This is a genomic window from Pseudarthrobacter albicanus (genome assembly GCF_018224015.1).
Lineage (GTDB): Bacteria > Actinomycetota > Actinomycetes > Actinomycetales > Micrococcaceae > Arthrobacter > Arthrobacter albicanus.
Genome location: NZ_JAGPOT010000014.1, coordinates 76,023 through 97,126, shown reverse-complemented (window position 1 = coordinate 97,126; position 21,104 = coordinate 76,023). Strand labels below are relative to the sequence as shown.

Annotated in this window: 19 protein-coding genes; 10 read left to right on the top strand and 9 right to left on the bottom strand. The window is 67.1% G+C overall.

All coding sequences use genetic code 11. The features are described from left to right. The first annotated feature begins 125 nt into the window (after nucleotides 1–125). From J9611_RS05405 to J9611_RS05375, 7 genes are all read left to right on the top strand, one after another. Nucleotides 126–533: a sarcosine oxidase subunit delta gene (locus J9611_RS05405; protein ID WP_211878350.1), complete on the top strand. Its 408-nt coding sequence runs from the start codon at nucleotides 126–128 to the stop codon at nucleotides 531–533. After that, nucleotides 530–3,478, top strand: a complete 2,949-nt coding sequence (locus J9611_RS05400) for a 2Fe-2S iron-sulfur cluster-binding protein (protein WP_211878349.1) — start codon at nucleotides 530–532, stop codon at nucleotides 3,476–3,478. The genes J9611_RS05405 and J9611_RS05400 overlap by 4 nt, the downstream gene beginning before the upstream one ends. Next, on the top strand, nucleotides 3,471–4,106 hold the full coding sequence (locus J9611_RS05395; RefSeq protein ID WP_211878347.1) for a sarcosine oxidase subunit gamma: 636 nt from the start codon (nucleotides 3,471–3,473) through the stop codon (nucleotides 4,104–4,106). The genes J9611_RS05400 and J9611_RS05395 overlap by 8 nt, the downstream gene beginning before the upstream one ends. After that, complete coding sequence (locus J9611_RS05390; protein WP_211878346.1) at nucleotides 4,106–5,512, top strand: L-serine ammonia-lyase; 1,407 nt, start codon at nucleotides 4,106–4,108, stop codon at nucleotides 5,510–5,512. Before J9611_RS05395 ends, J9611_RS05390 begins: the two co-directional genes overlap by 1 nt. 3 nt (nucleotides 5,513–5,515) lie before the next feature. Next, complete coding sequence (gene purU, locus J9611_RS05385; RefSeq protein ID WP_211878345.1) at nucleotides 5,516–6,388, top strand: formyltetrahydrofolate deformylase; 873 nt, start codon at nucleotides 5,516–5,518, stop codon at nucleotides 6,386–6,388. 87 nt (nucleotides 6,389–6,475) lie between these two features. Beyond that, on the top strand, nucleotides 6,476–7,381 hold the full coding sequence (gene pdxS, locus J9611_RS05380; protein ID WP_307857026.1) for a pyridoxal 5'-phosphate synthase lyase subunit PdxS: 906 nt from the start codon (nucleotides 6,476–6,478) through the stop codon (nucleotides 7,379–7,381). Between the two features lie 25 nt (nucleotides 7,382–7,406). Continuing rightward, entirely contained in the window at nucleotides 7,407–7,601 is a 195-nt protein-coding gene (locus J9611_RS05375) for a hypothetical protein (RefSeq protein ID WP_211878344.1), read from the top strand. A gap of 305 nt (nucleotides 7,602–7,906) precedes the next feature. On the opposite strand, the gene J9611_RS05370 is transcribed toward J9611_RS05375, so the two are convergent. Further along, complete coding sequence (locus J9611_RS05370; protein ID WP_211878343.1) at nucleotides 7,907–8,335, bottom strand: DUF4913 domain-containing protein; 429 nt, start codon at nucleotides 8,333–8,335, stop codon at nucleotides 7,907–7,909. 40 nt (nucleotides 8,336–8,375) lie between these two features. Beyond that, nucleotides 8,376–10,100: a type IV secretory system conjugative DNA transfer family protein gene (locus J9611_RS05365; protein WP_246527402.1), complete on the bottom strand. Its 1,725-nt coding sequence runs from the start codon at nucleotides 10,098–10,100 to the stop codon at nucleotides 8,376–8,378. Between the two features lie 224 nt (nucleotides 10,101–10,324). Here J9611_RS05365 and J9611_RS05360 point away from each other — a divergent pair, with 224 nt between their 5' ends. From J9611_RS05360 to J9611_RS05350, 3 genes are all read left to right on the top strand, one after another. Further along, on the top strand, nucleotides 10,325–11,416 hold the full coding sequence (locus tag J9611_RS05360) for a tyrosine-type recombinase/integrase (protein WP_246527401.1): 1,092 nt from the start codon (nucleotides 10,325–10,327) through the stop codon (nucleotides 11,414–11,416). A gap of 4 nt (nucleotides 11,417–11,420) precedes the next feature. Beyond that, a complete protein-coding gene (locus J9611_RS05355; RefSeq protein ID WP_211878341.1) occupies nucleotides 11,421–11,771 on the top strand; it encodes a helix-turn-helix domain-containing protein in 351 nt (116 codons plus the stop codon). Between the two features lie 407 nt (nucleotides 11,772–12,178). Next, nucleotides 12,179–13,549: a site-specific integrase gene (locus tag J9611_RS05350; protein ID WP_246527400.1), complete on the top strand. Its 1,371-nt coding sequence runs from the start codon at nucleotides 12,179–12,181 to the stop codon at nucleotides 13,547–13,549. A 59-nt stretch (nucleotides 13,550–13,608) separates the two neighbouring features. Here the strand turns inward: J9611_RS05350 and J9611_RS05345 are convergent, their stop codons facing one another. The 7 genes from J9611_RS05345 to J9611_RS05315 are packed head-to-tail and all read right to left on the bottom strand — an operon-like array spanning nucleotide 13,609 to nucleotide 21,092. Continuing rightward, nucleotides 13,609–15,135, bottom strand: a complete 1,527-nt coding sequence (locus tag J9611_RS05345; RefSeq protein WP_211878340.1) for a helicase HerA domain-containing protein — start codon at nucleotides 15,133–15,135, stop codon at nucleotides 13,609–13,611. Continuing rightward, nucleotides 15,136–16,644, bottom strand: coding sequence for an SCO6880 family protein (locus J9611_RS05340; protein ID WP_211878339.1), 1,509 nt, complete (start codon nucleotides 16,642–16,644; stop codon nucleotides 15,136–15,138). Then, on the bottom strand, nucleotides 16,631–17,911 hold the full coding sequence (locus J9611_RS05335) for a TrbL/VirB6 family protein (protein ID WP_211878338.1): 1,281 nt from the start codon (nucleotides 17,909–17,911) through the stop codon (nucleotides 16,631–16,633). Before J9611_RS05335 ends, J9611_RS05340 begins: the two co-directional genes overlap by 14 nt. Before the next feature lies 1 nt (nucleotide 17,912). Beyond that, a complete protein-coding gene (locus J9611_RS05330; protein ID WP_211878337.1) occupies nucleotides 17,913–18,668 on the bottom strand; it encodes a DUF8175 domain-containg protein in 756 nt (251 codons plus the stop codon). 23 nt (nucleotides 18,669–18,691) lie between these two features. Next, nucleotides 18,692–18,964, bottom strand: a complete 273-nt coding sequence (locus tag J9611_RS05325; protein ID WP_211878335.1) for a hypothetical protein — start codon at nucleotides 18,962–18,964, stop codon at nucleotides 18,692–18,694. A gap of 42 nt (nucleotides 18,965–19,006) precedes the next feature. Continuing rightward, nucleotides 19,007–19,594 (bottom strand): DUF6668 family protein, encoded by a 588-nt coding sequence (locus tag J9611_RS05320; protein ID WP_211878334.1) that lies wholly within the window; start codon nucleotides 19,592–19,594, stop codon nucleotides 19,007–19,009. A gap of 37 nt (nucleotides 19,595–19,631) precedes the next feature. After that, nucleotides 19,632–21,092 carry a P-loop NTPase family protein gene (locus J9611_RS05315; protein ID WP_211878333.1) on the bottom strand — a complete coding sequence of 487 codons (1,461 nt, stop codon included), beginning with the start codon at nucleotides 21,090–21,092 and terminating at the stop codon, nucleotides 19,632–19,634. Nucleotides 21,093–21,104 lie beyond the last annotated feature (12 nt).

Genomic DNA, 21,104 nt, shown 5'->3' with positions numbered 1-21,104 from the left:
CACACCATCGCCACCGGTGCCCCGCACCGGCTCAACAAGCCCTTCGCACTGGAACGCTTCGAAACCGGTGCCCTGATCGACGAACACGGCGCCGCCGCCGTGGCCCACTAGAAAGAGGTAAGGACATGCTCCTGATCCCCTGCCCCAACTGCGGCCCCCGGGACGAAACAGAATTCCACTACGGCGGACAGGCCCACGTGGCCTACCCCGCCAACCCGGCAGAGCTCACCGACCGCGAATGGGCCGAGTACCTGTTCTACCGTGACAACACCAAGGGTGCCTTCGCCGAGCGCTGGGTCCACAGCACCGGCTGCCGGCAATGGTTCAACATGCTCCGCGACACCGTCAGCTACGACATCCAGGCCGTCTACCCGATGGGCACACCCCGGCCTGCAACGGCCATCCCGGCAGCGGCAGAATCCGGCACCGCGAGCACCGGCGCTGACAGCACCACCACCGGGAACACCGCGCCCAGCATCTCCGCAACCAGCACCGCTTCCAGCACCCCCGCCCCGGAAGGAGCAACCAAGTGACTTCCCAGAACGCCCGCCTCGCCGCCGGCGGACGCATCGACCGCAGCATCTCCTGGCGTTTCACCGTGAACGGCGAGGAATTCACCGGCCACCCCGGCGACACACTCGCCTCGGCCCTGCTGGCCAACGGCCGGATCGCCGCCGGCAACTCCCTCTACGAGAACCGGCCCCGCGGCATCATGTCCGCCGGGGTGGAGGAAGCCAACGCCCTGGTCAGGCTCGCCCCGCGTTTCCCCGGGCACGTGGCCGAGTCCATGCTCCCCGCCACCACGGTCACCCTGGTGGACGGCCTGAAGGCGGACCTGCTCAACGGCCTGGGCCGCCTGGACCCGGAGGATGACCGCGCCGAGTACGACAAGAAGTACGTCCACACGGACATCCTGGTGATTGGTGGCGGCCCGGCAGGCCTGGCCGCCGCCCGCGAGGCCGTGCGCACCGGTGCCCGCGTGATGCTTCTGGACGATCAGCCCGAACTGGGCGGAACGCTCCTGTCCGGATCCACTGCGCCGGAACTGGCTGAGGCTATTGAAGGCAAGCCGGCGCGGGAATGGGTGGAGGGCGTGGAAGCCGAACTGATCTCGGCGGCGGAATGCACCGTGCTGAACCGCACCACCGCCTTCGGCGCCTACGACGCCAACTACGTCATCGCCGTTCAGAACCGCACCGACCACCTCTCCAGCCCGGCCGCGCCCGGCGTGTCCCGCCAGCGGATCTGGCACATCCGCGCCAACCAGGTGGTGCTGGCCCCCGGCGCCCACGAACGCCCGCTGGTCTTCGAGAACAACGACCGCCCCGGCATCATGCTGGCTTCTGCCGTCCGCAGCTACCTCAACCGCTACGCGGTGGCAGCCGGGCAGCGCGTTGTCATCAGCACCAGTAACGACAGCGCCTACGCCCTGGCTGCTGACCTGCGCACTGCCGGCGTCACCGTCGCGGCCGTCATCGACGCCCGTCCGCGCCTCTCGGACGTGGCTGTTGCCGCCGTCGAATCCGGCACGCGGGTGCTGATCGGCAGCGCCGTCGCGGACACCGCCGCTTCTGAGTCCGCCGACGGCCGGCTGGGCAGCGTGACCGTCCGCAGCATCAACGACGACGGCGCACTCACCTCCGGTATCGAAGAGATCGCCTGCGACCTGCTGGCCGTCTCCGGCGGCTGGAGTCCGCTGGTGCACCTCCACTCGCAGCGGCAGGGAAAGCTGCGCTGGGATGATGACCTGGCGGCCTTCGTGCCGAGCACCGTGGTCCCGAACCAGCAGATCGTCGGCTCCGGCCGCGGCAGCTTCGAACTCGAGGACTGCCTGGCCGAAGGCATCTCCGCCGGAGCAGCGGCCGGCATCGCCGCCGGCTTCGCGTCTGTTACGCAGCCGACCGTCATCAGCGAGCCGACGGCGTCCGCCCCGACCCGGCAGCTGTGGCTGGTGCCTGGTCAGTCCGGTACGCCGGAAGACTGGCACCACCACTTCGTCGACTTCCAGCGCGACCAGTCGGTGGCCGACGTCCTGCGCTCCACCGGGGCGGGCATGCGGTCCGTGGAACACATCAAGCGCTACACCTCCATCAGCACCGCCAACGACCAGGGCAAGACCTCCGGCGTCAACGCCATCGGCGTCATCGCCGCGGCCCTCCGCCAGGCCGGCGAAGCATCCCGCGGGATCGGCGACATCGGCACCACCACCTACCGTGCCCCGTTCACCCCCGTGGCCTTCGCAGCCCTGGCCGGACGCCAGCGCGGCGAGCTCTTCGACCCCGCCCGCAAGACGTCCATCCACCCGTGGCACGTCGCCCGGGGAGCCCTGTTCGAGGACGTCGGACAGTGGAAGCGCCCCTGGTACTACCCGCAGGCCGGCGAGGACATGGACACCGCGGTCCTGCGGGAATGCGCCGCCGTCCGCGGCTCCGTGGGCTTCATGGACGCCACCACCCTGGGCAAGATCGAGATCCGGGGCAAGGACGCCGGCGAATTCCTGAACCGCGTCTACACCAACGCCTTCAAGAAGCTCGCGCCGGGATCGGCCCGCTACGGCGTCATGTGCACCCCGGACGGCATGATCTTCGACGACGGCGTGACCCTGCGCCTGGACGAGGACCGGTACTTCATGACCACCACCACCGGCGGCGCCGCCAAGGTGCTGGACTGGCTGGAGGAATGGCACCAGACCGAGTGGCCCGAACTGGACGTGCACTGCACCTCCGTGACGGAACAGTGGACCACCATCGCCGTCGTCGGCCCCAAGTCCCGGGCCGTGATTGCCAAGCTCGCCCCGCAGCTGGCCGCCGACGGCGGTCTGGATGCCGAGGCGTTCCCGTTCATGACCTTCCGGGAGACCACGCTGGCCTCCGGAGTGCAGGCGCGCATCTGCCGCATCTCCTTCTCCGGCGAACTGGCGTACGAGATCAATGTGCCGTCCTGGTACGGGCTCACCACCTGGGAAGCCGTGGCCGCCGCCGGTGCGGAGTTCAACATCACCCCGTACGGCACCGAAACCATGCACGTGCTGCGTGCCGAAAAGGGCTACCCGATCGTCGGGCAGGACACCGACGGGACCGTCACCCCGCAGGACGCCGGCATGGAATGGGTCGTCTCCAAGGCCAAGGACTTCATCGGCAAGCGCTCCTACAACCGCACGGACGCCGTCCGCACCGACCGCAAGCACCTGGTCAGCGTGCTCCCGGTGGACGGAACGATCCGCCTGCCCGAAGGCACGCAGCTCGTGGAAAAGGGCATCACCGTCAACCCCGCCTACGGCTCCGTGCCCATGCAGGGGTTCGTGACCTCCAGCTACCACAGCGCCGCCCTGGGCCGTTCCTTCGCCCTGGCCCTGATCCAGAACGGCCGCAACCGCATCGGCGAGACCCTCGTGGCCGCCGCCGGGAACCAGCTGGTTGACGTTGTCGTCGCCGAAACCGTACTTTTTGACCCCGAAGGGACCCGCAAAGATGGCTGAAACAGCAGCACTCGAAAACTCAAAACAGATCCGGAATGCCCGGCAAAGCCCCGCCTCAATCCTGAGAGCGGCCTTTGAATCAGGGTCCGTTACGGGCGCGGTGGAGCTGAGCGAGGTGCAATTCCTAACCATGGTCGGCGTCAGGGTTGACCCGGACACCGAAGCAGGAATGCGAATCTCCTCCGTCACCGGAGGGCTGCCCCCAAGGTCAGGAGACGTCCGCGGCACCGGCGACACCGCCGTGCTCTGGATGGGACCCGAGGAATTCCTCGTCGTGGCACCCACCGAAGCCCACGAATCCCTCGGCGGCAATCTCATCCAGGCACTGCGCTCGGCCTTAGGCGACGGCGAAGGCCAGGTCGTGGACCTCTCTGCCAACCGCACCACGTTCGAACTCAAGGGCCCACGGGCCCGGGCCGCGCTGGAAAAGGGATGCTCCCTGGACCTCCACCCCCGTGTCCTGAAGACCGGCACCGCGCTGTCCACCGAGATCGGCAACATCCCCGCCATCCTCTGGAAAACCGGAGACGAGAGCTACCGCATCTTCCCGCGTGCCTCCTTCGCATACTTCCTGGGCCGCTGGCTCCTCGACGCCATGCGCGAATACGCCTCTCCCGAGGTCCCGTAATGGCACTCAGCGTCCTGGACCTGTTCTCCGTTGGCATCGGGCCGTCCTCCTCCCACACGGTCGGCCCGATGCGGGCAGCCAAACGGTTTGCCAACGGGCTGAGCGAGGAAGGCCAACTGCCGGCCACAGTCCGGGTGCAGGCCGAACTGTTCGGCTCCCTCGGCGCCACCGGCCGGGGCCACGGCTCGGACAAAGCCGTGGTCCTCGGGCTCCAAGGCCTGGACCCGGAAACGGTGGACACGGCCACGGCAGATGACCAGGTTGCGGCAGCCGCCCTTGACGCCGAACTGTGGATAGACGGCGACCACCGGGTGGACTTCAACTGGGACGAAGACGTCGTGCTGCACCGGCGCAAGTCCCTCCCGGCCCACCCCAACGGCATGACTTTCCGGGCGCTGGACCACACCGGGGCAGTGCTCAGCGAACGCAGCTACTACTCCATTGGCGGCGGCTTCGTGGTGGACGGCGACGCGGAAGGCGCCGACAGAGTCGTGGCCGACGCCACCGTCCTCCCCTACCCGTTCACCACTGCCGATGAGCTCCTGGAAATCTGCCGCCGTGAAGGCATGTCCATCTCCGACGTGATGCTCGCCAACGAGCTGGTCTGGCGCAGCGAAGCGGAACTCCGCGGGAAGCTGCTGGGCCTCTGGGCTGTCATGCGCGAATGCGTGGACAACGGCTGCGCTGCCGAAGGCATCCTGCCCGGTGGCCTGAACGTCAAACGGCGCGCACCCTCACTGTTCCGGACCCTCGCCGCTTCGGCCGCCACCGCTGCAGGCACGCCCGATCCCGTCCAGGCCCCCGCTGATCCCCTGCTGGCGATGGAATGGGTCAACCTCTTCGCACTCGCCGTCAACGAGGAAAACGCCGCCGGCGGACGCATCGTCACCGCCCCCACCAACGGCGCCGCCGGCATCGTCCCGGCCGTGCTGCACTACTACGTCAAGTTCGTTCCCGGTGCCAACGACGACGGCGTCGTCCGCTTCCTCCTCACCGCGGCCGCCGTCGGAATTCTCTTCAAGATCAACGCCTCCATCTCCGGCGCGGAAGTCGGCTGCCAGGGCGAAGTGGGGTCCGCCTGCTCCATGGCCGCGGCCGGGCTCTGCGAGGTTTTGGGCGGAACACCGGCGCAGGTGGAAAACGCCGCCGAAGTCGGGATCGAACACAACCTCGGACTGACCTGCGACCCCGTGGGCGGGCTGGTGCAGATCCCCTGCATCGAACGCAACGCCATCGCCAGCGTGAAAGCGATCAACGCCGCCCGCCTATGCCTCCACGGCGACGGCAGCCACAAGGTATCCCTGGACAAAGCCATCAAGACCATGCGCGAAACAGGAGCCGACATGAAAACCAAATACAAGGAAACCTCCCGCGGAGGCCTCGCCGTGAACGTGATCGAGTGCTGAACTGTGGAAACCGCAAATAGCAGTGCCCCCGAATACGTTCTGACACTCGACTGCCCGGAAACGCGTGGAATCGTCCACGCAGTGTCCGGATTCCTGCTGGAACAGGGTTGCGACATCCTGGAAAGCAAACAATTCGACTCACAGCTGGACCGCCACTTCTTCATGCGGATCCACTTTGGATCGGCCGGGGACCACGCCACCGTTGATTCGCTCGGGGATGCCTTCGTGTCCGTAGCCGAACAATTCGGCATGCACTGGCAGCTGCGGCGCCACGGGTCGAAACGGCGGGTCCTGATCATGGTCTCCAAATTCGAGCACTGCCTCAACGACCTGCTGTTCCGGGCACGCATCGGGGAACTGCCTATCGATATCGTCGGCGTCGTCTCGAACCATCCGGATCACAGAGGGATCGTGGAATGGCACGGGATTCCGTTCTTCCATGTGCCCGTCACGCCAGATACCAAGGCTGCGGCCGAAGAACGCCTCCTTGAACTCGTCGACCGGTTGGACGTCGAACTGGTCGTCCTGGCACGCTACATGCAGGTCCTCAGCGACGAACTGACCCGCCGGCTGGACGGTCGGGCAATCAACATCCATCACTCCTTTCTTCCCAGCTTCAAAGGTGCGAAGCCCTACCACCAGGCGCACGCCCGGGGCGTGAAGACCGTAGGAGCCACCGCCCACTACGTCAACGCCGAGCTCGATGAAGGGCCCATCATCTCCCAGCAAGTCGTGGAAGTGGACCACACCTTCGGGCCCGACGATCTCGTGGCCGCCGGACGCGATACCGAGTGCAAAGCACTGTCCAACGCCGTCCGCTGGCACTGCGAGGGACGCGTGATCCTCCAGGGAAACAGGACCGTAGTGCTGCGTTAGATTCGCCACGCGGCAGCAAAGGCGCACGGATCGTGACTATGCCGCACCGGCTTCTGGAACCACAAGACCTAAGGAAAGAGACACTTCGTGAACCACCCAATACCTCTTCCACGGATCACGGGCAGCAGCCGCGTCAAGCGCGGCATGGCCGAGATGCTCAAGGGCGGCGTCATCATGGACGTCGTCAACGTCGAGCAGGCCCGCATCGCCGAGGATGCCGGTGCCGTGGCCGTCATGGCGCTGGAACGCGTTCCCGCCGATATCCGCGCGCAGGGCGGCGTGTCCCGCATGTCCGATCCGGACATGATCGACAAGATCATCGCGGCCGTCTCCGTCCCGGTCATGGCGAAGGCCCGGATCGGGCACTTCGTCGAGGCCCAGGTCCTGCAGTCCCTCGGCGTGGACTACATCGACGAGTCCGAGGTCCTGACCCCGGCCGACTACACCAACCACATCGACAAGTGGAACTTCACCGTTCCTTTCGTCTGCGGCGCCACCAACCTCGGCGAGGCCCTGCGCCGCATCAACGAGGGCGCGGCCATGATCCGGTCCAAGGGCGAGGCCGGCACCGGGGACGTCTCCAACGCCACCACCCACATGCGCCAGATCCGCGCCGAGATCAAGAAGCTCGCCGGCATGGCCGAGGACGAGCTGTACGTCGCCGCGAAGGAGCTGCAGGCCCCGTACGACCTGGTCAAGGAGGTTGCCGCGTCCGGCAGGCTCCCCGTGGTCCTGTTCACCGCCGGCGGGATCGCCACTCCGGCCGACGCCGCGATGATGATGCAGCTCGGCGCCGACGGCGTGTTCGTCGGCTCCGGCATCTTCAAGTCCGGCAACCCCGCCCAGCGCGCCGCCGCCGTCGTGAAGGCCACCACCTTCTTCGATGACCCGGACGAGATCGCCAAGGCCTCCCGCGGCCTGGGCGAGGCCATGGTCGGCATCAACGTCGACGAGATCCCGCAGCCGCACCGCCTCGCCGAGCGCGGCTGGTAGCAATTCCACAATGAAAGGAACCGCCATGGCAATCCGCCGTGATGACTGGTACCACCTGATCGGAGCAACAGTGGAAATTCGGCGGGAGGGAGACCCCGTTCGTATAGGCCGCGTTGACCACGCCACGCAGGATTCCAACGTCCTCTGGCTCGCCCAGGAAGGCAACAGCCCCCGAAAGATGATTGACAAAGTCCAAGGCTACGAAGCATGGGCGCTCTGACCTTCCACGCCAAAGCCGCTCTGACGGAGGAACGGCCGCAATCCGGCAGCCCGATCCCCACAAGCTGCCCCCTGCTACGACCTGGCAAACATCCGCGCATATCCGATCAGCCTGGGCATCTCCGCCTCTGAGTTGTCTTACAACGCTGTTTGATTACATCGAACGTGAGAGTCAGCTGCGAGGCAAGGTAGGGAGACATTTTAATCTGTTGGCTTTCGCAGACGCAGTGGGTCTCATAGACATGTCTCGCATGCCTCCGGTTGGAAGGCGCATGAGTTATCGCGCTGGCGGGACCAGCTGCGCTGTCAGTCGAAGATCCCTGCCTCCGGTACGACGTGCGGGAGGGCTGACCTTTCCGGAGAGGGTGGCTTGTGGCCGTCGTAGGCGCATTTCTTGAAGGCGCCTTCTTTGTCCATGAGGATGCGCATGTGGGGGTCTGCGTGGTTCAGCCACCAGGTGCTGATCCCGAGGGCGGGATCGAGGCGGAGGTGTTCCCAGGCCCGCCAGATTGATTCCATCCGTATCAGGGCCTCGGGGTGTTTGTACCATTCGGGGCACCAGGCGAAGGCCGCCCCTTCGTTGACTTCCCGGACATAGGACTGGGCCAGGAGCTCGGCGAAGAACTCCACGGCACCGGAGTAGACCAGCTCAGGCTCAGGCCCGGCATGGCTCTGACCGCCGCTTGTGGACTGGGCCTCGTCGTCGCCGAAGGCGTCCCCGAACTCTTCACTCACGCCTTCTCCCCATCGGTCCAGGGGTTGTGCGCGGGAACGGTCACCGGCTCCCGCTGGACCTTCTCTGTGCGGCGAGGGAGTCTTTGACCTTCTGGGCGTGGGGTCCGTTCATCCACGGAATGGTTTCGATCATGGTGGCCGGGGCGCCGGAGGCGAGTAGAATGGCCCGGAAACGCGGCAGTGCCGTCAGGTCGGCCACGGAGAGGATCTCGTCCTTGTTCTCCTGCCGGGAGGATGAGGACCCGGTTTTGCTGTGGCTGCGGGAGACGTTGATGTAGCTGTACTGCCCGATCAGGCGGGAGAGCTCGTCGAGGTAGCCGACTTCGGAGACGCCGCCGCCGTAGATTTTCACGTTCGACGCGGACCAGAGTTTCCGCATGCCTTCCAGGGACCAGACCTCGACGCCCTGGGACCAGGACTGCAGGATGGTCATGAGGATGATGCCGCGGGAGCCGTAGTGGCTGTACTGGTCCGGCAGGGCCTTCCACCGGCACACGTTGGCAGCCTCATCCAGGATCCCCAGCAAAGGTGTCGCGAGCCGGCCGCCGGGCTGGGAGGTGGCGTACTTTTCGGCTGCTTCCACGACGGCGACGGTCAGGGCGGTGACCAGGGGGCCGGCGGTGCCGACCCCTTCGCGGGAGAGGCTGTAGAGCGTGCCTTTTCCGCGCACGAACTCTTCGGGGACGAACCGGGGACGGGGATCGGTGGCCACCGTGGTGCCGGGCAGGGGTGTCACCCATTGGCTGACGTCGCGGTCGGTCAGGCAGGAGACCATCTGGCGTGCCGTGCCGTAGACGCCGGCCCGCTGCTTTTCCGGTTCCCTGATGTGGCCAACAACCATGTCTGCCAGCAGGTCATAGCCTGCGGTGCGCAGGATGTCGGCCGGGGCCTCGTCGTGCGGGCGGGTCAGCCAGGTGTAGACCTGCGTGATCGGCGTGGAGTTGAGCGAGGCGGCCAGCAGGAGAGCCTTGAGCAGGTTCTGCCCTGCCGGGTCGAAGTAGGCATCCGGCTTCGTCCCTGGCTCGCGGGAGCCGTTAGCGAAGTGCTGGGCCATGTTCCCGGCCGTGGCTTCGTGCTTGACGTAGGACAGAGGGTTCCACCACCAGCTGGGCTGTTCTTCCGCGACGGCCTGCGGGTCAAAGACCCACACGTCGCCGACCTCTGACCGGATCGGACGGGTGACGTCCACGATGTCGCGCTTGTTCGACGTGGCAATTACCGCACCGGGCGCGTCGAGGATCGCCGGGACGGCGTAGGACGTGGTCTTCATGGTCCGGGGCCCGGCAATGAGGATCAGCATGTCCTCCCAGGAAGCCCACAACGGGCGCTTCCCGGCGACACTGCGGCCGAGGCGCACACCCGTGGAGTTCTCCACTCCAAGCCGCACGGCGGTGGCCGTCGCCCCTTTGGTGCCCAGGTGATCCAGGTCTTTGCCACGCCCCATGTGGACGGCGGCCTTATCCACACGGGTGCGCTTGTGCGCGCTGCGGGAGCGGACCACCACCACCGTCACCGTCAGGGCGACCAGCACGCCAAGCAAGACGCAGGCCACGATCGTGGACTGGACCGGCCACGGCACCCGGCCCTTGGCCAGTCCGGCGATCAGATCGATCGGGTGCGCGGGAGGGGCGTCGATGCCGGCCATCCAGGATCCCAGGTGCGCGGAGACCCAGGAACCGCCGCCAAAAATGACGGCCGCACCGATGGCGAGCCAGATCCCCAGCGCGTCGTCCAGGCCGGTTCCTTTGCGGTTCGGGGCGCTCATGCCGCACCCTCTTCCCGGAGCCCGGCAGATGCTTCCGGTTGCGGCCGGGTTTCCGCTATCTCTATTCGCTCAGGTTCGTTGGCCTGTTCTGCGGCCGTAATTCGCGTTTGAGCAGGTGATGTCGGTTCGGAGCCCCTTGGGGCCCGAATCGACGAACCGTCGACGAGAGTGACGGTTTGGGCGTAATGTCGACGCATGCTCGCTCCTTCTGAAGTTGGTAGCTGATGGTGCTGGTGGCGTTGCCCGGTGGCGGCGCCATGGATCCGGCGTTCTGGAGTGCGCAGGCGGCCGAGGATTTCGAGCAGGAGATCGTTGATCAGTACGCGCTGGCGATGGCGGCGGCTGGTCTGAGCGACTCGCATATCCGCAGTACCCGGGCGACGATTATTGAGTTCGCCCGGTCGGTGACGGGCCCGCTGTGGGCGGCGACCTGCCAGGACGCCGACCGGTTCCTGGCCGAACAGAGACGGCTGGGCCGCAGCGTGAGCACCAGGGCCGGCAAGGCAGGGACACTGGCGCTGTTTTATGAGTTCATGATCAGCCGCTACCAGGGCCGGATCCATCGGGTGGCCGGGGTGCTGGTCGAGCAGCCCATCGATGAGTTCAACCGCCAGTCCGGGGCGGCGCTTGGCAAGGTCAGAGTGCCGCCGTCGGATGCCGAGATCGAAACTTTCTTTACTTGTTGGCGGCACTCGATCCCGCGGGCCCGCAAGTATCTGCCCGCCGCGCGGGACTACTTCGCTGCCTCGCTGTGGCGTCGGCTGGGGCTGCGGATCAACGAGACGGTGATGCTCGACATCCGTGACTGGCGCCCGGACCTGGGCGGGTTCGGCAAGCTCCACGTCCGGTTCGGCAAGGGAACACAGGGCCGTGGCCCGAAGCCGCGCCTGGTCCCGGCGATCAACGGCGCGGCCGAGCTTATCGACTGGTGGCTGGGCGAGGTCCGACACCAGTACGGCGAGGACTGGGCTGACCCCGACGCACCTTTGCTCCCCTCGGAGCGGTTCGATTCCGAGCTGGGACGATGCGGCCGGGTCGGTGGCAACGCCCTGCGGCGCACCCTGGGGTTGCAGGTCGAGCAGTGGCTGCCGGCATGGTCGGGACGGATGACTCCCCACGTTCTGCGGCATTACTGCGCATCCTCGCTGTACGGGGCCGGGATGGACATCAAGGCCCTCCAAGAGCTGCTGGGGCATCAGTGGCTCGCGACTACATCGGGCTACATCCACGTGCGCAGCGAGCACGTCGAGCTGGCCTGGAAGAACGCCAACGTCCGGGTTGAGTCCCGGCTCGCGGCGACACAGAAGGAAGGATGAGGCCGTGCAGTGGAACCTGCGGATCAGAGCAGCCGAACGCGGGATCTGGAAGTCAGCGCAGATGCGCCGGATGCTCGCCGAGGCCGGGCTGGAGATCAGCGCCGGGAAGATGTCCTCGTGGTGGGCCGGAACACCGGCGACGATGAGACTCGAAGAGCTCGACGTGCTCTGCTCAGTGTTGAAGTGCACGCCGACGGACCTGATGAGCCCCGAGCCGGACAAGGTCGCGGCACGTCGTCCACGCGTCACAGAGACCGTCAACGGCGATGACCGGCGCCAGAGCGCCGGCAATGGCGGGGTATCGCCGGTCGTGGCGCCGAGATTCGGCAAGCCGCGGTCCGAGCCGCCCCTATAGGCAAGGCTGTTGTGAGTCCCGCCCCGGGCCCGACGGCGCCGCTGCGGCCGCCATCGATGTGCCCCCACTGCCAGATCAACCGTGTCGCGTGGGCCCACCCTCGGGTGGACTATTGCTATGACTGCCTTCCCGGCGGCCCGTTCATCCCGCCGCCATGCTCCAAGTGCGGCACCAACACGGGCTACTTCAGCCAAGGCATGTGCGCCAGCTGCCATCCCGGCAGCCCGCAACACCCAGGCTCGTGCAAGGACTGTCTGGCGTGGGGTGTCTACCGCCGCTACAACTGGACGTGCTGGCAGTGTCGTTGGTGGCGCTCCCACAATCCGGAAGGAATCTGCGACTTTTGCGGGCGCGCGGCCCGTATCGGAGAGCGACGGGCCTGCCGCCTGTGTCTGGAACAGGCCCGAATGCTCCAGGAGCCCGGACACGGCCTGGACCTGGCCGGCGCGAATAAGGCTGGCCACCAGCTCTTCTTCGCCAACATGACCTTCGCACGTCGGGGAGCACCACCGTTGAGCCCGGACCAACGCGCCCCATGGAAGCGGCGGGACGAGAACAACCTGCCCGGCACCGGTTCGGCTGCCGACCACGGCGTGCAGATGACGTTGTTCGATATGGCGCCCGATCCCGCGGCCGTCGCAGCGCGTGCCCGCCTCGAAGACAGAGACCTGACCCGCTACTGCGCCGCCATCGTCCGTGAACACGCCCAGAGGGCCGGCTGGAGCAAGCGGCAACGCAACGACGTGACCCGATCGCTGCGGCTGCTGCAGGGTCTGCGGCTCAGCCCGACCGCGAAGATCCGCGCCACCGACGTCCTCCAACTGCGCCAGTACTCCGGCAACGTCATCTCCACGATCGACGTTCTGGCCGCGGCCGGCCTGCTCATCGAGGACCGGCCGACCCGGATCGAACGCTACTTCGCTGCCAAGATCAGCACCCTGCCACCGGTCATGAAGGACCAGCTCGAGGTGTGGCTGCAAGTCCTGACCAACGGCGCCCACCAGGCGCCACGGCAGATCCCGCGCGACCCCAAGACCATCAGGGCGCACATCCTGGGCATCGAACCCATCATCCACGCCTGGGCCGAGGCAGGCCTCCAGTCCTTCGCCGAGGTCACCCGCGCCGACATCACAGCCGCGCTGGACGAAACGACGGCCCGCCGCCACATCGCCGGGAACGGGCTCAAGTCGCTCTTCACGACCCTCAAAGGTCGCCGGCTCATCTTCGCCAATCCGACCCGCGGGATGAAAGCATCCCCGAAGGGCAGCACTATCCCTCTCGCCCTTGACGCCGCAGTGATCCGGGAGGAGCTGAACTCCCCGAACCCGGTCGTCGCCCTCGCGGTTGCCTTGGTCGCCTTCCACGCACTGACCAAGAAACAGCTCAGCGCGCTGCGGCTCACCGACATCAGCGACGGACATCTGGTACTCGGCAACCGCGACATCCCGCTGGCCGCGCCCGTGCGCACCCGCCTCGCAATCTGGCTCGACCACCGCAACCGGACCTGGCCAGAAAGTGCCAACCCGCACCTGCTCATCAACCGGCGTACCGCACCCAGGCTCCTCCCCGTCAGTCGCCAGTTCCCCTGGACCGGATTGACGCTGCGACCCCAGGTGCTCCGTGAGGACCGCATCCTGCACGAGATCCACGCCACCGGCGGCAACATCCGCCGCATCTGCGACATGTTCGGGCTCAGCGTCGAAGGCGCCACCCGCTACCTCAACACCGTCGAGCACCCCGACCTCACCGTCGAGGGCCAACAGGTTCGACGAACCTGAGCATCCACACCGGCTGCAACCCCCGGGCATGCTCAAGTTCACGCCAAAAGCGTCAAAATTCACGCGAACTTCTCACTGTTCGGTAACCAGCGTTTATTGGTGTCGTTCAGGGACGCCTCGATGGAGGTGAGCCCGATCTGGACGGGGATGCCGGGGCGGCCGCCGACCTTGATCAGGAATTTCCCGCGTCCAGGGGGCTCGACGTCGCCGCCGCGGGAGTCCCAGGCGGGCGGGTCCTGCCAGGAGATGAGCTTCTGCTGTTCCTGCCGCGAGAGAGGGATCGCTGCGGTCAGCAGCGGCATCTCGGAGGCGGGCAGGCCTGCGCAGATGACCATGCCGGAGCGTTCGACGAAGCCACGGGCCTTCATCCGGTCTTCCTCTGCCGGGAGCGCGAGGAGGTCGGACATGGTGTGGGAGATCATGACCTGCCCGACGCCGACGGAACGGTTGAGCCGGGTGAGGGCGTCGACCCGGTCGACCATGCCCTTGCCGGCGCGCAGTGCCCGCCAGAGTTCATCCAGGACGACGAAGTAGTTCCGGCGCGGTTCCAGCCCGGCGTCCGCGAGGGCGTTGGCGACGTTGACGGTGCCGAACCCGTAGGACCAGCAGGCCAGCAGCACGGCGGCCTGCAGGTCCGTTTCAGTCTCGTCGATGCTGGAGACGTCGAACACGACGGCGCGGTCACGCCGCATCGGGTTCGTGGTGTGGCGGGAGAAGATTTCGCCGAGCTTCCCGCCGCCGGTCAGGCCCAGGAGGGTGGCTTCCAGGGCGCGGGTCTCCTGCAGGTAGACGGTCATGTCTCCCCGGTCCAGGGCGACCTGGCGCAGCTCGTCCGGGGCGGCGATGATGACGTCGAGGAGGTCTTTCAGGACCGGAACACCGTCGAAGGATTCATCGAGGACGCGCAGGGCGCGGTCCAAAATGGTCTGTTCCTGATCCGTCGGCGGGTTATTCCGGCTGATCGTGATCAGGGAGACGACCATGGTCAGGCGGCGGCCGTGGGCATCGGCCCGCACCCGGACCGCCGCGTCATGGTGGCCCTGTTCCTCGAGGAGCCGGGCGGCCTCGACGGCCTGGCCGGGGTCCAGGATGTTCAGGTACCCGCGTCCCCGGCCCAGTTCGATGACCTGCCCGCCGAGCGCGGCGATGGCGTCCACATGCTCGCCCTTCAAGTCCCCAAGGACCAGAGGGTGAACGCCCTGGCCGGAGAGACCCAGCATCATGCGGCGCACGAGCGTGGACTTCCCCAGACCGGGTTTCCCGAGGACGAACGCGGAGGGGTTGGAAATCAGGTGGGCGCGCTGGAACCAGCTGATCGGGTCACAACAGACCGTGGCCTGGGTTTCCTCATGACGGCCCAAAGGGACACCGATCATGGGCGAGGACGTACCCGAGCTGAACGGCCAGAGCCCGCAAACCTGCACCGTGGTCCCACGGTATTCACGCACCGCCGGGACAAGGGCGGCAGCCCCTCCCCCACGGCCGCCCCAGCCGCGTGACCCCGGAACCCGCCCACGGACCGTGGCGGACTTCCTGGCCTTCGCCGTCTTTACTGTCTTTGCTGGCAAAAGCCTCATGCGGGCCATTTAGAGTGCCTCCCTGATCTCGCTGGGCAAAAGGATGTGCCTGGGCAGGACCAGGCCCAGGGGCAGGGAGGCGGCGAAGGCGGTGTCCTGGGAGCCGTAGGCCCGGCGCAAAAGTACTCTCGCGGTGCCCGAGGTCTGTTCGACGGCGGCGACCGCGTCCGGGAGCCGGTCCGCGTCGGTGACGGTGGCGGTGACGACCAGGCCGAAGTTCACCAGCCCGGCCCCCTGGGCCTCTTCGGCGGCGGTCTGCGCGGCGGAGCGGGCGTCGACCAGGGCGCGGGCGCTGGGACGGTTCCCGGAGCTGACGCGGACGTTGGCGTTGTTCTGGTCCCGTTCGACGACGGCGGCCGCCCGGGCCGAATCCATCGGACGGTACAGCAGGGAGACGCGTTTGCGGTCGATGTCCCCATGCGGGGCCAGCAGCCGGGAGAGGACGGAGGAGTTCACCGAGCCGCGCGGGGCCCCGGTCATGGTCCAGGACACGGAGAACGCGCTGTCGTGCCGGTAGTCATCCCAGCCGGCCTGGGTGGCGGTGGGGCCGACCTCGCCCCAGGTGAGGGTGACCGGGGATCCGGCGGCGTGGGCTTCATCAATGATCAGCGCAGCCGGCGGGTCGTAGGCGATGCGGACGACCTCGCAGAGTTCCTGTGCCGGCATGGGCCGGGCGATCCCGGCGCCGGTGGCCTGCAGCCGGGCACCCAGGCCCGGGATCCGGGAGGCCAGGTCACGGGCGACGTCCTCCGGGTCCCGTTTCCGGGACCCGGTGCGCAGGGACGCGCTGAAGGTCAGGGACACCCAGGCCCGGACGGTGGCCGAGCCTTCCGGGTAGGTGCGGACGACCTCGCGGAGGATCGCCTTCGCGGCCTCCGGGGCGTCGGGGTGGATGTTCATTTCGACTTCGTTGCGGAGCCGGTAGCCGGAGTCCGGAGCGGTCTCCACGGTTACGGCGGCGGCTTCCAGGCCTGCTTCGTCGCCGAGGCCGGCGATCCAGCCGCCCCAGTTCGCGACCCAGGCGTCGACCTGTTCCGGGTCGACCAGGGACGCGCCGTCGGGTTCGGTGGAGAAGATCACGGTGAAGTGGTTGGTGGTGGGGACGTGGAGCATGGCGAAGGGGCGGTTGTAGGAGTCGTTGAACTCGTACAGCCGGGACTTCGCGGCCAGGCCGGGCAGCTGGTACAGGCCCCACCCGGTCACCCCGAGCGGGCCCGAGCGGTAGAGGTTGGTGCCGCCGGAGCGGGCGAGGCGGAAGTTCATCCGGGTCGCGAACCGGTCCACGGTGGACTGTCCGTGCTTGTCCTTGACCGTCAGCAGCAGCACGATCAGTCCGGCGACAGCGAGGACACTCAGGCCCGGCAGCAGGCCAAGAATCGCGAAGGTGATGATGCCGGCCAGCAGACCGGCCATGACGATGCCGGTGCCGATCGCGCCCAGGCTGCCCAGCCCGGCGGAGCGGGGAACGCGCCAGTTGCCGTAGGACGGTTCCTTGTATTCGGTATTAATTGCTGCCACTGGGGCCCTCCCCGGTTGAATCCTGCGCGGTCTGTTGTGCGGCCTGAGAGGTCCTTGACGCTACTTGTGCTCCGGCGGCGACGACGAACCCGGCGGGCCCGGCGGCCTTCGCCGCACCCGATGCCGCGCCCGATGCTGCACCGACCCCAGCTGTCGCGGCGGTGCCGGATCTGCCGGTGGTGCCCTTGCCCGGGGCTCCCCCGGGTCCTGTTGAGGCAGGTGTGGGTTTGGCGTTGCCGCCGTTGCTGCCGCCGGCGCCCTTGCTGCCTTGGGCACTGGCGCCGGTCTGTCCGGGCTGGCTGGCCGGTGTGGGGGATGCGTTGCCGCGTCCGCTGCCGGAGCGTCCCATCGAGACAGCACCGGTGGCCATGGCTCCCACCATCGCTCCTGCTCCGCCGCCGGAGCCGGAAGCGACCGCTCCGACCATGGGCGTGACGAAGCGCATCAGCGCCGGGAGCGCGAGCAGGGCGACGATCATGAGGGCGAAGCCGGTGATGGATCCCAGCAGGACGTTGCTGCCGGTGGAGGAGCCCATGAGCTTGAACGCCACGGCGTAGACGATGGCCGCGGCGGGCTTGTAGAGGATGAAGGCGATGGTCCAGCCGACGGCTTTCTGGAACCACTGGCGTCCCATCTCCGTGTTGGTGAAGGCTGCCGTTGTCGGCAGGATGCCGGCCAGGATCACCAGCATTCCGCCGCGGACGATCATGAGGACGATCTGCACCAGCGAGGCGATCAGGCCCACGAGGCCGAGGATGATCAGGATGAAGACCCCGACCCCGGTCTGGTTCGTCAGGATGAGGATGTTCATGGCTGAAGCGAAGCCCCTGCCGTCCGTTGCGCGGTCAATGATCGAGGCGGAGAACGCGTCGGCGGCGATCACGAGAATGGAGATCACTGCCAGCCCGAGGCCGGACACCAGCGTGAGGGTCAGCAGGGACCGGAGGAGGTCTTTCAGCGGTGCCCCGCGCTGCTCCCAGATCATCCGGGTGCCGCCGAGGATGACGGACAGCACCGCCAGCGCCAGCGTCCAGTACCCGAGTTCGGAATTGACGAAGCCCACGACAGGACTTGGCGTCACGCCGTCCCCGGTAGCAAGGTTCGCCGTCGGCATGCTCACCCAGAACGTGGACAACGTGGTCACCATCTGGCTCATGCCCTCCATGATCGACTTCGCCAGATTCGTTATAGCGTCGTTTGTTGCTCCTGCGACGACATTGCCCAGCGCGCACGTGGGATCTATGAGACTGCATTGTTTTTCTGCCATGTCAGGCCCCGGACCAAGGGATGAAACCACTCAGATCGCTGAGTGCGGTGATGTCGTTGATCAGCCGGCCGGAGTCCGCTATCGCTAATTTCCAGTCGCCGTCTGCCCACTCCATGGGCAGGACCGCATGCCCCAACACTCCGGCGGATGTTTGAAACGCGATGTCCACATTGGCTGCACTCCGCGAATAGCTCTTGATAACGAAGCCGCGAAACTGGACTGAGGTGTTGGAGCTGCCGGATGACGGCATTGTCCTGGAGTCCGCCATGGCTATGTCCCGGCCCGGACCGGGCATCAAAAGTCTGTCCGTCATTTTTTGATTGAGCTTGGGGTCCCCTGAAGAACCCAAAGCCACGAGATTGGCTGCCGCGTAGAGGGCTCCCGTTGGCGAGTGTGCGAAGCAGGACCGGAAGCCGTCCTCGTCGGTTACTCCCGGTCCGAAGGTCTTGGGATCAGTGGGTGCGGCCATTTTGCCGATAAGCGTCCACGTCGACTTTGGAGTTGACCCCAGTGCAGTCTCCGACGTCGAGGGCAGCCCGCAAATGCTTTTCCCTGTGGCGTCGCCAGACTTCGTGGGTGCTGCCGAGACGTTGTCCGACGATGAGGACGGTGCCGGCTGTGCGGTGCCGTCTCCCTTCGGGAGGAAGAAGATCACGACGACGGCAGCAATCATTGCGATGACCAGGGCGGCCGAGATGATGAATCCGGGCCTGGTGAACGGACTGCGTCCGGTGGTGCTTTGGGTGGATTCGCTCATGATGAACCTCTTCCGGATACGGGTTAGACGAAGGCGCGGACGATGCCCGAGGCGCCGGTGATGATGATGCAACCACCGAGAACCCAGCCGAGCTTGCCGAGGTGTTCCCCGCCGTTGCCGCGGGAGAGCTGGATGACCATGCCGATGCCGACGATGATCACACCCAGGACGCCAAGGACCAGACCGATGCCCGAGGCCCAATTCAGGATCGTCAACAGGCCCTTGGCCTGTTCCGGGACGGTGGGCGTCGGGTTCGGGATAACGCTGAGCGGAAATCGGGAAATGATGTTCTGCATGATGAGACCTTTCGGCAGGTATTGCTGATGTGAGGCTGGCGGTCAGGTGGTGAGGGCCGCGACGTCGGTGGCGAAGCGCTGGTAGTCGCGTCCCGGCGGACCGGCGCTGGTGTCGCCCAGCCGCCAGGATTCGACCCACGGGAGGATCCACATCCTGGGTGCGCCGCCGCCGACCAGGGCGGCGAAGTCCCGCAGGGGTTTGGGGAGTTTGCCGGGGGCGTCGGCCAGGACCGCGAGGCCGAGCAGGTCAACGGCAGGGGTGGCACCGGAGGCCCACTGAATGAGGGCGCTCCGGGCGGCCTTCAATCCGCGCATATCCGACCGGCACACCAGCAGCACTGATGGCTTGCCGGAGGCGGCGTCGTGGACCGGCCACGCATGGTCTGTCGAACGTGCGCCCATCAGGATGCTGGCCAGGCGGCTCTCGCCCGCTCCCCCATGCACGCCCGTGACCCACGGTGTGGCGGTGCCGGTGACGGTGCCGCAGCCGAGCCTGTCTGCCGCATCCGGTTCGACCATCCCCAGCACTGGAGCGTTGATCGTCGCTGCGGGCGGCAGCTGGACCTCCACGGCAGCGACGAGGGTGCCGGTGGCCGGGGTGGTGATCCACGGGTTCCATGGCTGGTTCATGGGTCCTCCTTTCGGAAGTTGTTGTGTCGGGGAGGTGTTAGAAGCCGCTGGCGACGGCAGCCGCTGCCGCCAGCCAGGCCCGCTGCGTGGCCGGCTGCAGGGCCTCATAGCGGATGGGTCCGTTGACCAGGGCCGGGTCGTACGGGATCCGCACCACCGCCCGGACGTAAGGTGCGAAGCCGTCCGCGATCCGCTGCGCTTCGTCCCTGGCCCGTTTGAGCGCGTCACCACTCATGCTGCGCCTGGCGTCGGTGGACTCGGAGACGATCACGGCGGCGTTGCGGGCCAGCTCCGCGTCGTGCCCGCCCCGGGAATCGAGGGTCTGCAAGGTCAGCCGTGCGGCTTCGGCGCGGTCCTCGACGGCCGTCACGGGAACGACGAGCTGGTCGGTGTGGTCGATCATCCGCCGCCAGTTCGCGGCCCGGGCGGTGTTGCCGGAGTCCATCACGACGAGGCGGTAGTACCGGGTGAGGACCTGGTGGGCGATGTCCACTTCCTCGGCGGTCACTTCGTGATCGCCTTCCTCGTTTTCGTCCGAGCGCAGGACATCGAACTTGTCCGCCGTCTGGTGGTGGACGAACTTCGCGATTTCGGCGGCATTGGTGCCGGGTGAGAGCAGGGTCCGGGAGGAGTCGATCAGGTCCAGGACGCTGCGGTCGTGGGCGCCCTGTTCGGTCCGCCAGCCCAGGGTGCCCTGGGATTCGTTGTTGTCCCACGCGACCGTGGCGGCGCCGCTGTAGCGGGCGAGGATGGCCGAGAGCATCACGACGGTGGGGGTTTTGTTCGCACCGCCCTTGCGGTTCACCACGGCGATCGTGCGGGGGCCGGGCCAGTGCTGGCTGACCGTGCGGATGTCCTCCCGCTCGGCCATCTCCTGCGCCGAGGGGTCCATGCGGACACCCAGCCGCGTCAGGGTTCCGCGCCAGCCCTGCATGGCCGGTTCCAGGACCGGGGCGCTGACCAGGAAGGAGGCGTCTTTCAGGCTCCGCCGCGCCGGGGCGGCCTCCACCGCCGGTGCCGCTGCGGTAGCTGTTTCGGGGGTGGGGATCATAGCCGTTCCCGTCGGTGCGGTGGTTCCAGTCGATGCGGGAGCTTCACTGACCGGCCCGGGTTGGGCCGGGGCCGGGTGTGGCCGGGCCGGTTCGACGGGAGCTGTCCCGGTGACGGCCGCTGTCACGGGTGCGGCGGTGGCCGCGGGAGCCTCGGCCCGGCGGCGTGCCGGCTTCGCGGTGTAGCTCACGGATTCCTTGCTGCCGTCGGGGCTGACGAGGAGTTCCCCGTGTCCTTCAGGGTCATCAATCGCCACCCGGACAGGCCGGTTCAATGTCTTTGCTTCCCCGACCACGATGGCCAGGGCGTTCTCGCGGAGCTGCTGCAGGGACTCTGCCCGCGCCACGGTGCGGGAGTTCCCGGCCACAACGACGTCAGCGGTGCCGTTGTCACGGACGATGGCCTGGATCTTGGGGAAAGCCAGTACCTCTGTCGGGTTGAGACCCATGAGCTTCTTCCT